At 70.7% G+C, this 12,087-nt stretch carries 10 protein-coding genes; 8 read left to right on the top strand and 2 right to left on the bottom strand.

From position 1 onward, the window contains the following. Window positions 1-29 precede the first annotated feature (29 nt). Together SPR02S_RS16420 and SPR02S_RS55800 are read right to left on the bottom strand one after the other, a co-directional pair. Window positions 30-2,000 carry a PPC domain-containing protein gene (locus tag SPR02S_RS16420; protein ID WP_019058070.1) on the bottom strand — a complete coding sequence of 657 codons (1,971 nt, stop codon included), beginning with the start codon at window positions 1,998-2,000 and terminating at the stop codon, window positions 30-32. Window positions 2,001-2,350: 350 nt separating this feature from the next. Beyond that, window positions 2,351-2,998: an Lrp/AsnC family transcriptional regulator gene (locus SPR02S_RS55800; RefSeq protein WP_052346995.1), complete on the bottom strand. Its 648-nt coding sequence runs from the start codon at window positions 2,996-2,998 to the stop codon at window positions 2,351-2,353. A gap of 171 nt (window positions 2,999-3,169) precedes the next feature. Between SPR02S_RS55800 and SPR02S_RS16410 the strand changes: the two genes are divergently transcribed. The 8 genes from SPR02S_RS16410 (at window position 3,170) to SPR02S_RS55795 (ending at window position 12,066) form a co-directional block, all read left to right on the top strand. Next, the gene (locus SPR02S_RS16410) at window positions 3,170-4,756 is read left to right on the top strand and encodes an ABC transporter substrate-binding protein (protein ID WP_019058068.1); all 1,587 of its coding nucleotides are present in this window, start codon (window positions 3,170-3,172) and stop codon (window positions 4,754-4,756) included. Next, the gene (locus SPR02S_RS16405; protein ID WP_019058067.1) at window positions 4,731-5,891 is read left to right on the top strand and encodes an ABC transporter permease; all 1,161 of its coding nucleotides are present in this window, start codon (window positions 4,731-4,733) and stop codon (window positions 5,889-5,891) included. The genes SPR02S_RS16410 and SPR02S_RS16405 overlap by 26 nt, the downstream gene beginning before the upstream one ends. Beyond that, the gene (locus tag SPR02S_RS16400; RefSeq protein ID WP_019058066.1) at window positions 5,888-6,754 is read left to right on the top strand and encodes an ABC transporter permease; all 867 of its coding nucleotides are present in this window, start codon (window positions 5,888-5,890) and stop codon (window positions 6,752-6,754) included. The genes SPR02S_RS16405 and SPR02S_RS16400 overlap by 4 nt, the downstream gene beginning before the upstream one ends. Then, a complete protein-coding gene (locus SPR02S_RS16395; RefSeq protein WP_019058065.1) occupies window positions 6,751-7,545 on the top strand; it encodes an ABC transporter ATP-binding protein in 795 nt (264 codons plus the stop codon). The genes SPR02S_RS16400 and SPR02S_RS16395 overlap by 4 nt, the downstream gene beginning before the upstream one ends. After that, the gene (locus tag SPR02S_RS16390; RefSeq protein WP_019058064.1) at window positions 7,542-8,495 is read left to right on the top strand and encodes an oligopeptide/dipeptide ABC transporter ATP-binding protein; all 954 of its coding nucleotides are present in this window, start codon (window positions 7,542-7,544) and stop codon (window positions 8,493-8,495) included. Before SPR02S_RS16395 ends, SPR02S_RS16390 begins: the two co-directional genes overlap by 4 nt. 63 nt (window positions 8,496-8,558) lie before the next feature. Continuing rightward, the gene (locus tag SPR02S_RS16385; protein ID WP_019058063.1) at window positions 8,559-9,713 is read left to right on the top strand and encodes a M24 family metallopeptidase; all 1,155 of its coding nucleotides are present in this window, start codon (window positions 8,559-8,561) and stop codon (window positions 9,711-9,713) included. Between the two features lie 32 nt (window positions 9,714-9,745). Further along, window positions 9,746-10,219: a Cif family virulence factor gene (locus SPR02S_RS16380; RefSeq protein WP_019058062.1), complete on the top strand. Its 474-nt coding sequence runs from the start codon at window positions 9,746-9,748 to the stop codon at window positions 10,217-10,219. A gap of 161 nt (window positions 10,220-10,380) precedes the next feature. Continuing rightward, entirely contained in the window at window positions 10,381-12,066 is a 1,686-nt protein-coding gene (locus SPR02S_RS55795) for a protein kinase domain-containing protein (protein WP_063746257.1), read from the top strand. Window positions 12,067-12,087: the final 21 nt, after the last annotated feature.

Here is a 12,087-nt window from a genome sequence, read left to right as displayed (position 1 = left end):
GGTGGGCGAGGAGGCCTTCGTGCGGGTGCTCAGCCGAGCCCGCGGCTGTACCCCCAGGCGGTCGTGTTCAGGGTGTCCTCGAAACCGGTGAACGGCTCCTGCGGGGTGTACGAGTCGGTGGTGAAGTCGACGTCCACGTCGTCCGCCGTACCGCCGATCCCGTCCGCCCCGATGCCGAGCATCTGGGCGATGTTGCCGCCCTGGTCCATCAGGTTCGCGGTGTCGTCGAACTGGTCGGTGTGCCAGTTGCCCGAGTAGTGCCCGATCTCGTGCGTGATGATGTTGCCGAGCCCCCGGCCGATGAAGCCGATCTTGTCGCTCTGCGGTCCCAGGTACGAGTTGAGTGAGTTCGGGTTCGGCGCCGCCGCGCTCAGCAGGTCGAGCAGGACGAGCGCGGTGTCCTCGTGGCCGTAGTTGCCGGGGTCGATCGAGGACGAGATGCCGATGGTCGGGATGCCGGACTCGGCGATGGTGCCGCCGACGACGACTCTGCTGACGTCGGGCCGGCCGAACGAGTCAGGATTGTCACGGCTGTTGAGGACTCTGACGGCGAAGTGCGGGTCGGTGCCCTTCTTGGCCAGGTCGGTGGCGATGTTCTCCTTCACCGAGGCTACGACGGCGTCGATGACCTTGTTCTCGTCGGCTGGGCCGAGCCCCCAGCCGGGCAGGAACGCCGACAGCGGTGACAGGTCGTGCTGCGCCCCGCCGGAGCCGAAGATCGACGTGTTGACACGAGCGCCGTCGAAGTCGAGGAACAGCGTCTGGACCGTGCCCTTGCGCTCCACCTCGGTGCCCGGGCGATAGGCCTCCAGCTCGGCACGGTAGGCGCCGACGCCGTTGCTCACGGCCAGGTAGTACCGGCCGGCGCGTGGCGCCACGAGGTCGACCGTGGCGTTGCCCCCGCCGGGCAGCGGCGACGCCGAGGCGTAACTCCCGCTCGCGTCAAGGGTGGAGCCCATCAGCTCCGTGCCGACGGCGTCGTAGAAGGACAGGTGGTGTCCGCTGCCGGTGACCGTGGCCCCGACGACGTCACCGGCCTTCAGATCGACGCCGTAGACGTCCTGGTCCCCGCCCTGCTGGGTGGAGAGCTTGAGGCTGTACGCGCCCTCGGAGCCCGCACCGGTGCCACTGGCGGGGTCGTTCGGGTCGGTGGGCGAGCCGATGTTCGGGCCGGACCCGGCCACCATCAGGTAGTAGTCCCCGGTGGTGGGCAGCGCCAGGCTCACGGAAACGTTTCCACTCGACGGGTCGTCGGCCCAGAACACCGTGCCGCCGTTCGCGTCGTAGAGCCGCGCGATCGCGTTGAAGTCGCCCTGGGCGACCACGTCGATGGTGAGGGGCACACCGCTCGGCACTCCGGAGACCTTGTAGAAGTCGAAGTCCCCGTGACCGTCACCGGCGCTGCCGTGCGGTCCGTCGCCGATGACCCCGGTCGTCCTGACGGCCTGCCGTGCGCCGGACACGCCGGTGTCGAAGGCCAGCGGGATGGACCCGTTGTCCTCCGAACCGGCGGGCAGCGTAGGGATGTTGGGGTCGTCGGCGAGATCCCCGGCGATGGCGACCGCGGAGTTCTGCCGGGCGCCGGTGCCGAAACCGGCGATGCGTTCGGCAGTCGGCACGGTGTCGTTGGCGCCGAGGGTGCCGACGGCTTCCTTCTCGGTGTACGGCGTCGCGGCGGCGAGTCCGGCCAAGTTCCGCTGTGCGGCCCGGAGTTTGCCGCGGGCCCCTCGATCCACGTCGGCCTGAAGGAAGTTGACCTTCCCCCGGGCCCCAGTCGGCAGTAGGGCCAGCGACGGATCGAAGTTCAGCCCGCCCGGGCTTGCCGCGCCTCTCTGCGCCAACTGGAGCCCGTCGGTGATCTGTTGGGCGATCCGGTCGGGTCGGTTCTGTTCGGTGCGCTGATCCGCGTGTGCCGGGGATCCGGCTACGGACAGGGCCGTGCTGAGTAGTGTGACGGTCAGGACGCTGACTAAGCGGTGGCGGTGAGCGCGTGCGCGCATACGGTCTCCCCTCCGCGGGACCGCGCTCGGCGGCCCGGCGGTCCTGTGTGAGCGCTCTGGTCAGGAGCGCTCTGGGCGGGGCCTGATCGGATGGGGTGCCGGTGTTGACGCCGGTGCCGGTGTGACGGCGGCGCCCATGATCAGGCCGTCCGGCAATGTGGTCTAGTCCAGCAGGAGGGCATGGGCATGTCAATAGGTCCTTGTGGGGGCCTGTAGAGCCTCGCGCTCCGGTCGTAGAGCCATGCTTCGGTGTTCGGTGGGGCGGGCTCCGGCCTCGGAGATCGCGCCCACCGCCTCACACGGCGGGGCGCCCTTCCGTAGCCCCGACGGGAAACCGTTCGCCGCCCCTGTCAGTCCTCCGGCTCGGAAGCGCGTTGCAGATCGGCCCGTCCCTCGGCGGCCCGGATGAACCGGGTCATCCCGAACTGGCTTGTTCCGGGGGCGTCTTGGGGGTTGCCGGCCGCGGATTCCGTGGAGCGGGACGTGGTCGGCAGAACGTAGGGGCGGCGGAGCACCTCGTCGAGGATGATCACGGTCTCGGTCGCGCGGACCGCCGGGATGGTGGACAGCCGGTCGGTGACCAGGCGGTGGACGGCGGTGACGTCGGCCACCCGGATCTGGATCATGGCGTCGTGCTCGCCGGTGGTGACGGCGCAGTACTCCACCTCCGGCATCTGGGCGAGCGCCGTGCGGAACTGCTTCCACAGCTCCTGGCGGACCGTGACGAAGATCAGGGCGCAGATCTCCAGACCGACCCGGTTGTGATCGACGCGAGCACTGAAGCCGTTGATCACGCCGTCGGCGCGGAGCGCTTCGAGACGGGCGTAGGCGTTCGCGCGGGAGACGCCGACACGTTCCGCGAGCGCCGCGACGGAGATGCGGCCCTGGGTGCGCAGCACGTCGAGAATCTTGAAATGCACCGAATCCAGGGCAAGACCGATGCCGATCCGTCCAGAGCGGCGCTCGCCCGAGGTCTCCGGGGTCGACAGATCTTCCATGTTCGCGCCCATCCGTTGCATTTCGTCTCGCGTTGGTCCAGTGCACCGAGAGTCCTGGTTAGTTTCAGCCAACCCTAACGGCGAATCGTCCAGGTCCCCTCTCGGCATCCGCCCACACCCGTACGGCCTTCTTCCGCTCCGCCACGCTCCGCCCTGCTCACGGAGGCACGCATGCCCAGATTCACTGCCGGGTCGTACCCGGTGGCACTCCCTCTCGTCGCGGTCGCGGCGCTCGCCCTGAGCGCCTGCTCCGGCGGTACGAGCGCCTCCGGATCCTCGGCCGGCAAGACCCTGGTCGTCGACACGTCGTTCAATCTGAAGACCGCCGACCCGGGCCGTGAGTTCGAGCCGACCGGGCAGATCGTGGACAAGGCGCTGTACGAGACGCTGCTCTCCTTCAAGGGCTCCGACGTCACCAAGCCGGTGCCGGGCCTCGCCTCCTCGTACGAGCATTCCGCGGACGGCAAGACGCTTACCCTGCACCTGCGCGCGGGCGCGAAGTTCGCGGACGGCAGCGCGGTCACCGCCGACGATGTCGTCTTCTCGCTGAACCGGGTGATCGCGCTCAAGGGCAACCCGTCGTTCCTGCTCGACGGCGTCACGGTCACCAAGACGGACGCCTCCACCGTCACCCTGACCTCGAAGAAGGCGAACCCGGCGCTGCCCTTCATCCTCCCCAACCCCGCGCTCGGCATCCTCAGCGCGAAGACGGTCCAGGCCCACGGCGGCTCGGCGACCTCGACGGACGGGGCGGAGAAGTACCTCAACACCGCGTCGGCCGGCTCCGGCCCGTACACGCTCACCTCGTTCAACACGAACACCCAGGTCGTCCTGACCAAGAACCCCAAGTACACCGGCTCGGACAAGCCGACCTACGACAAGATCGTCCTGCGCAACGTCCAGGCCCCCACCCAGAAGCTGAACGTCCAGCGCGGCGACAGTCAGATCGCCCTCGACCTCACCTCCGATCAGGTCAGCGGCCTCGGCGGCGGACTCAAGGTGGACAGCGGGGCGTCGTCGGACGTGATCTTCCTGCTGCTCAACCGGAACACCAAGGTCAGCAGTACGACGGCCAACGCGAAGTTCGCGGAGGCGGTGCGCAAGGGCATCGACTACAAGAGCCTGCTGTCACTCGCCGGTACCGGCTCCGTCCAGCCCGCCGGGATCATCCCGTCGACCTTCCTCGGCGCGCTGCCCGCCTCCGAGGCCACCGGCCGCGACCTCGCCGGAGCGAAGGCCGCGCTCCAGGCGAGCGGTATCGCCAAGCCGTCTGTCACCCTCGGCTACGCCAGTGACCTGACTGTCGACGGACTGTCCCTCCAGACGCTCGCCGAACGGGTCCAGGCCCAGCTGAAGGAGGTCGGCATCACCGTCACGCTCGCCCCCGCGCCGACCACCACGGAACTCGACAACTACCGCAACGGCAAAGAGCAGTTGGGCCTCTGGTACTGGGGCCCGGACTACCCGGACCCCAGCGACTACCTGACCTTCCTGCCCGGCAATCTCGTCGGTCTGCGCGCGGGCTGGAAGGCCGGCGCCGACCCCACCCTCACCGCGCTCGGCGACAAGGCGGCGACGACGATCGGCGACGACACCCGCAAGACGCTGTACGAGCAGATCCAGACGAAGATGAACACCGACGGCCCGTTCATCCCGCTGATGCAGCCCAGCCGGAACACCGTCTCCGCCGCGTCCGTGACCGGCGTCGCCTACAACCCCGTATGGACGATCGATGTCGCCGCGCTGGGCACCAAGTAAGGGAACGGGCGGGAAGGGCGCGGGCGTTGAGGGCGGCGAGGGTGCGGGCAGCGGCGACGGCGACCGTCTCGTCACCGCCCGCCCCCTCCCCGGCCGCCGTCGTCTCCTCGCCCGTCACCCCCTCGCCCGTTTCCTCCTCCGCCGTACCGCCACCGCGATCCTGCTCGCCCTCGGCGTGACCCTGGTGACGTTCGTCCTCACCAACCTGGTCCCGGGCGACCCGGCGGCGGCGAACCTCGGTCAGCGGGCGATCGGCGACCCGGCGATCGTCGCCCAGTTCCGCCACCACTACGGCCTCGACAAGCCGCTGCCGGTCCAGTACGTCACCTACCTCGGCAACCTCCTCCACGGCGACCTCGGCGAGTCCCAGCAGAGCCACCAGTCGGTCCTCACCGACCTGTCCACGGCCGTCCCCGCCACCTTGGAACTCGCCGGCGCCGCGATCGTGGTCTCCCTGATCGTGGGCGTGGCGTTCGGCGTCGTGGCGGCGCTGCACCGGGACCGCCTCACCGACCAACTTCTGCGCGTCATCAGCCTGTTGGGCGTCTCGGTACCCACCTTCTGGCTGGCGCTGCTCGCCTTCTACATCTTCTTCTACCGCCTCGGCTGGGCCCCGGGCAGTGGCCGCCTCGACCCCGGCATGACTGCCCCGCCCCACGTCACGGGCCTGTACACGGTCGACGCGGCACTCGCCGGCCAGTGGCCGGTGTTCTGGAGCGCGGTGGGCCATCTCGCCCTCCCCGCACTGGTGTTGACGGCCTACACGGTCGGACTCCTCACCCGCTTCACCCGCTCCGCCGTCCTGGAGGTCCTCAACCAGGACTACGTCCGCGCGGCCCGAGCCAAGGGCCTGCCCGCCCGCACGGTCCTCTTCCAGTACGTCCTCCGGGCAGCCCTCGTCCCCGTCATCACGGTCGCCGGACTGGCCTTCGGCGCCCTCCTCTCGGGCACCGTCCTGGTCGAGTCGATCTTCGCCTGGCCAGGCCTCGGCGCCTACGCCTACCGCAGCGCGACCACCCTCGACCTCCCGGCGGTCATGGGCGTCGGCCTGGTCGTCGGCCTCGTCTACCTGACCGTCAACCTCGCCGTGGACGTCCTGTACGGCGTGATCGACCCGAGGGTGAGGGTCCAGTGAAGTTCAGTCTCCTACGACGGCTGCCGCCCGCCTGGCGTAGACCGCTCGCGGTGACGGGCGGTCTGGTCGCGCTGATCTGGCTGGTGATCGTGGTCGCCGCCCCGCTGCTCGCCCCGCACGACCCCCTCGCCCAGAACCTGCCCCGGCTGACCGGCCCCGGCGCCGGACACTGGTTCGGCACCGACGAGTTGGGCCGGGATGTGCTCAGCCGGGTGCTGTACGGCGCCCGGGTCTCCATCCCGCTGGCGCTCCTGCTGGTGGCCATGTCGCTGCTGGTCGGCGGGGTGCTCGGGGCCTGCGCCGGGTTCTTCGGACGCTGGGTGGACGAGACCGTGATGCGGATCGCGGACCTGGTGTTCGCCTTCCCGACCGTCATCCTGGCGATGGTGGTCGCCGCCGCGCTCGGCGCCAGTCTGCAGAACGCGGTACTGGCCGTCCTGGTCGTGTCCTGGCCGTCGTACGCCCGCGTCACCCGGGGTCTGGTGATGGGCCTCAGGAACCGTGAATTCGTGCTCAGCGGACGGCTGTTGGGCTTCTCCGCCTGGCGGTCGCTGCGCGTGGACATCCTGCCCAACGTCCTCGGGCCGCTGCTCGTCCTGGCCACCCTCGACATCGGCACCGCGACGCTGCTGCTGTCCGGGCTGTCCTTCCTCGGGCTCGGTGCCAAGCCGCCGACCGCCGAGTGGGGCGCGATGGTGGCGGACGGTACGCAGCAGTTCGACAAGTGGTGGATCGGGGTCTTCCCGGGCCTGGCCATCCTCACCGTCGTCCTCGCCTTCAACTTCCTCGGCGACACCCTCCGGGACGCCCTCGACCCGGGCACCGCCCGCACGATCGGCGCGGAGAAGGAGCGTGTGGGATGACCGACGGCGACACCGTGGACGTACTGAGGATCAGCGGCCTCACCCTCGACCTGGGCGGCGCCCGCATCCTCGGCGGCGTCGACCTCGCGCTCCAGCCCGGCCGTATCCACGGGCTCGCGGGGGAGAGCGGTTCGGGCAAGACCATGACCGGTCTCGCCACCCTCGGCCTGCTGCCGCCGGGCGCCCGCACCGGCGGCCGGATCGAGCTGGAGGGCACCGACCTGCTGACCCTGACGCCCCGTCAACTCGCGGTGCTGCGTGGGCGATCGGTGAGCATGGTGTTCCAGGACCCGTCCACCAGCCTGCACCCCATGCTCAGCATCGGACACCAGCTCACCGACCATCTGCGCCACCACCTGAAGCTGAACCGGAAGGCGGCCAAGGAAAGGGCGGTCGATCTGCTGACCCAGGTCCGCATCCCCAACCCCCGTGAGGCGCTGGGCCGTTACCCGCACCAGTTCTCCGGCGGCATGCGCCAGCGCATCGCCATCGCCATCGCGCTGGCCTGCGAGCCGAAGGTCCTGATCGCCGACGAACCGACCACCGCCCTCGACGTGACCGTCCAGGCAGGTGTGTTGCGGCTGCTGCGCGGCCTCTGTGACGACCTCGGTCTCGCCGTCCTCCTCGTCACCCACGACCTGGGCGTGATGTCCGCGATCGCCGACGAGGTGAGCGTGATGCGCCACGGCCTGGTCGTCGAGACGGGTCCACGGGGCCGGGTCCTTACCGAGCCGCAGCACGAGTACACCCGTCAGCTCCTGGACGCGCTCCCCGGAAGGAGCACCGTATGACCCCCGACCCGACGGCCCCCCTCCTCTCGGTCGACGACCTCGTCGTCCAGTACCACCGGCCGGGCGCACCGCCCACCCGCGCCGTCGCCGGGGTCAGCCTCCAGGTACGGGCCGGCGAAGTCGTGGGCCTGGTGGGCGAGTCGGGCTGCGGCAAGTCGACACTGGCCCGCGCGGTCTGCGGCCTCACCGCATTGGCGGAGGGCCGGATCACCTACGACGGCACGCCGGTACGGCCGTTGCGGGTGCGCCGCCGCGAACTTGCCCTGACCGGCATCCAGATGGTCTTCCAGGATCCGTACGGCTCCCTCAATCCCCGGCGCCGGGTGGGTTCGCAGATCGCCGACGGCATCCGTACGGCGGCAGGGCGAGGCGAGTCGGCGGCCGAACTCACCACCCCGGAGGACCTGTTGACCCGGGTCGGGCTGCCGGCGAGTGCCGCCGAGCGCTATCCGCAGGAGTTCTCCGGCGGCCAACGCCAGCGCATCGCCATCGCCCGCGCACTCGGCGCCCGCCCCCGTCTCCTCGTCGGCGACGAACCGATCTCCGCGCTCGACGCCTCCGCGCAGCTCCAAGTAGCCACGCTGATGCGATCGTTGGCCGTCGAGTCGGGCGCCGGGCTGCTGTTCATCAGCCACGACCTGTCCGTCGTACGGCTGATCGCGGACCGGATCGCCGTGATGTACCTCGGCCGGATCGTGGAGACCGGCCCCACCGCCGAGGTCTGGGCCGACCCGCGCCACCCCTACACCCGGGCACTGCTGGCCGCCGTACCGAAACCCGACGGGGCGGGGGTGCTGCCCGCCGAACTCCCCGGCGACGTACCCGATCCCGCCGACCCGCCGAGCGGCTGCCGCTTCCACCCGCGCTGTCCCCAGGCCTTCGACGGCTGCGACCGCGAGGAGCCGCAGTTGATCGCCGGGGGCGTGGCCTGCCGGCTGTACGCCGCCTGAGCGGGGCCGGACGGTCCACCGGGGAACAGCGCCCCCACCCGCACACCACTTCACGGAGAGCCGATGCCCGACGCCCCGATGCCTCAAGACGCCCACCCCGCCGAACCGCTCGCGGACCTGTACCCGGCCGACCGCCTCCACCGCGCCCGGCAGGCCACGGCCCGAGCCGGTCTCGACGCCCTGCTGATCTCGCCCGGCGCCGACCTGCGCTACCTGACCGGCTACGACGCCCTGCCGCTGGAGCGGCTCACCTGCCTGGTCCTGCCGACCGACAGCGACCCTTTCCTCCTCGTCCCGGCCCTGGAGGAACTCGCCGCCCGGGCGTCCCCGGCCGGAGACCTCGGCATCGAGATCACCGGTTGGGACGAGACCGACGACCCCTACGCCCTCGTCGCGGCCCGGCTGCCCGCCCACACCGCCCGCGTCGGCGTCGACAACCGCATGTGGGCGGAGAAGACCATCGCCTTCCGCACCCAACTCCCGGACGTCCGCCAGGAGTTGGCCGGAGAGGTGCTGAACGGGCTGCGGATGCGCAAGACCCCGCAGGAAGCGTCCGCCCTGCGCCGGGCCGGTGCGGCCATCGACCGGGTGCACGGCCGTTTGGGGGAGTGGCTGCGGGCCGGCCGTACCGAACGCGAGGTCGGCCGGGACATCGCGGACGCGATCATCGCCGAGGGGCACGTCCGGGTCGACTTCGTCATCGTCGGCTCCGGCCCGAACAGCGCCAGCCCGCACCACGAACTCTCCGACCGCACGATCCGCCCCGGCGACCCGGTGGTGGTCGACATCGGCGGTACGACCCCGGACGGCTACTGCTCCGACTCCACCCGGGTGTACACGGTGGGCGAGCCGCCCGCCGACTTCCGCAGGCTGTACGACGTGCTGCTGAGCGCCCAACGCGCCCAGACGGACGCCGTACGGCCGGGTATCACCGCCGGTCAACTCGACGCCGTCGGCCGGGACTTCATCACCGACGCCGGATACGGGCCGCACTTCATCCACCGCACCGGACACGGCATCGGCCTGGAGACCCACGAGGAGCCCTACATCGTGACCGGCAACCCGCTCCCGCTCGCACCGGGCATGGCCTTCTCCGTAGAACCCGGCATCTACCTGCCCGGCCGGTACGGAGCGCGGATCGAGGACATCGTGATCTGCACCGAGGAGGGCGGCGAGCGCCTCAACCGCACACCCCGGGACCTCGTCGTCCTCCCTTGATCCGGCACGAACACCCCACCCAAGGAACCTCTATGACCGCTCCACCGCCCCGTTCCGTCCCTCCCGCAGCCGACCACGGCGCCCGACCGGGTGGCGCTCCCGCCGACCTGGCCGAGGTGTGGACGGTGATCACGGGCATGTATGACGGCTACACCGCGGGTGACCGTGCGCGCATCGACGCCTTCCTCGATCCGGAGGCCACCATCTGGGACTCGGCGACCCCCGAACTCATCTGCGGCAGAACGGAGTTGAACCGCGTCCGGGACGCCCGCCCCACCTCCGACGACGGCCCGGCCGAGACCGGCCTCACGGCGTACGGCCAAGTCGTCGACGTCTTCGGGGACCTGGCCGTGGCCCGCTACTGGCTGCGGGTCGAATTCCGTGCGGCTCCACCGGAGTTGGCCCGCAACACCGCGGTCCTGCGACGCGCCCGTCCCGATGGCCACTGGCTCCTCGTGCACCTGCACGAAGACCTCCAGAGCGCTCCGGAACAGCGCGTCCGGTGAGTCCCGGGCAGTTGTTCCCTCTACTATGTCGGGGTCCGGTCCGGACGTGTCGTCCCAGGGCTGGTGTCGCACCCCCGCTGGGCAACGGGGTTGGAGCACAGCCGAGTTGACCTCACGGTGGATCCGGTGACTGTCGGTTCCACGCAAGGAGGACATGTCCCGTGCTTTCGCTCGATGACTCCGACCCATCCCACATAGGTCGCTACCGTCTGGTCGGCAGACTCGGCGAGGGCGGGATGGGGAGGGTGTACCTCGCGCGTTCGCCGGGTGGCCGTCCCGCCGCCGTCAAGGTGATCAACGACCACCTCCGCCATGACGAACACGCCCTCAGCCGGTTCCGCCGCGAGGTGGAGACCTTGGGCACGGTCCGCAGCGCGTACACCGCGTCGCTCATCGACGCGGAGCTGGACACGCCGCCGTACTGGCTGGCCACCGAGTACGTACCGGGGCCCACGCTGCACGCCGCGGTCGCGACCAACGGACCGCTCCCCGCCGACCTGGCCCGGGTCATGCTGGCCGCCCTCGCCGAGGGGCTGGAGGCCATCCACGTCCGGGGCGTGTGGCATCGGGACCTCAAGCCGCACAACGTCATCCTCTCCGCCACCGGCCCCCAGTTGATCGACTTCGGCATCGCCAGGACCACCGGTACGTCCAACCTGACGCAGGTCGGCGGTGCGCTCGGCAGTCCCGGGTTCATCGCGCCGGAGACGATCATGGGCGGCGAGACCGGTCCGGGCGCGGACGTGTTCGCCCTCGGGGCCACGCTGGCGTTCGCCGTCACCGGCCGCCCGCCGTACGGGGACGGGCCGTTCGCGGCCGTGTCCTACCGGTCGGTGCACGGCGAGATCGACCTGCGGGGTGTGGACGCGGAGGTCGCCGAGCTGATCGCGGCCTGCGCGCTGACCGACCCCGCCCTGCGCCCCACTCCGCAGCGCATCGTCGAACTCTGCCGGTCCGAGGTCGATCTGGTCCACCACCCCGCCTACCAACGGGCCCTGGCCGTCGGCTCGTTGGCGGATCGTGAACGCGCCGCGACCGTCGCCGACCAAGGGGGCGGTGTGTCGGCCGGCGCCTCGGACGCGGCGACGGCCGTCGCCCCGCAGGCGGCTGCGAGCGTCCAAGGCACCCATTCCGCCACCCTCCTCGCGCCGAACCCGGGCCACGACAACCCGACGCGGCTCCACGCGGCGGACACGTACGGCGCCCATCCGGCGGGAACCGGTCCGACCCCGCACACGGACGGTGGAGGCACCCGAAGGGGGCGCGGGCGTCGCGTGCTGTGGGCCGCCATCGGCACGGCCGCGCTGGTCGTCGTCGCGGGCTCGGGGCTGCTCCTGCTCCACACCCTCGACGACAAGGACAACGACAAGAACTCGGCTTCCACACACGGCACGCCGTCCGCGAGCGCCGGTCGCGCCGCGCAGGTGTCGGCCACCCCGTCCACGAGTGGGGCGACGGCGTCTCCCTCTGCTTCTCCTTCGCCGTCGGCCTCAGGCACCGGCTCCGGCCACTTGGCCGACGCCGTGGTGGTGAAGGCCCCCTTCACGTTCGAGGCCGGAACGGTCGTGCAGACCGTACGGTCGAAACTGATCATGCAGCCGGACGGCAACCTGGTGCTCTACGACGCGTCCGGAACGGCCCACTGGGCGAGCCAGACCCAAGGCACGGGAAACACCGCCGAGTTCCAGGAGGACGGCAACCTCGTGGTCTACAACTCCCAGCACCAGGCGCTGTGGGCCAGCACAACGCAAGGTGCCGACGGGGCGACCCTCAAGGTGCTGGAGACCGGCAACATGGTCATCGCGACCGACACCGGAGTGGTCTGGCAGACCAATACCGCCTACTGAGGGCTGTCCAGTAGATCTCAA

The organism is Streptomyces prunicolor NBRC 13075 (assembly GCF_000367365.1).
Lineage (GTDB): Bacteria > Actinomycetota > Actinomycetes > Streptomycetales > Streptomycetaceae > Streptomyces > Streptomyces prunicolor.
This window is presented reverse-complemented; position numbering and strand designations above follow the sequence as displayed.

Coding starts and splice junctions, on each gene's coding strand:
- SPR02S_RS16405 (WP_019058067.1), top strand. CDS start 4,731: ATGTCGCCGCGCTGGGCACCAAGTAAGGGAACGGGCGGGAAGGGCGCG.
- SPR02S_RS16395 (WP_019058065.1), top strand. CDS start 6,751: ATGACCGACGGCGACACCGTGGACGTACTGAGGATCAGCGGCCTCACC.
- SPR02S_RS16385 (WP_019058063.1), top strand. CDS start 8,559: ATGCCCGACGCCCCGATGCCTCAAGACGCCCACCCCGCCGAACCGCTC.
- SPR02S_RS16420 (WP_019058070.1), bottom strand. CDS start 2,000: ATGCGCGCACGCGCTCACCGCCACCGCTTAGTCAGCGTCCTGACCGTC.
- SPR02S_RS16380 (WP_019058062.1), top strand. CDS start 9,746: ATGACCGCTCCACCGCCCCGTTCCGTCCCTCCCGCAGCCGACCACGGC.
- SPR02S_RS55800 (WP_052346995.1), bottom strand. CDS start 2,998: ATGGAAGATCTGTCGACCCCGGAGACCTCGGGCGAGCGCCGCTCTGGA.
- SPR02S_RS16390 (WP_019058064.1), top strand. CDS start 7,542: ATGACCCCCGACCCGACGGCCCCCCTCCTCTCGGTCGACGACCTCGTC.
- SPR02S_RS16410 (WP_019058068.1), top strand. CDS start 3,170: ATGCCCAGATTCACTGCCGGGTCGTACCCGGTGGCACTCCCTCTCGTC.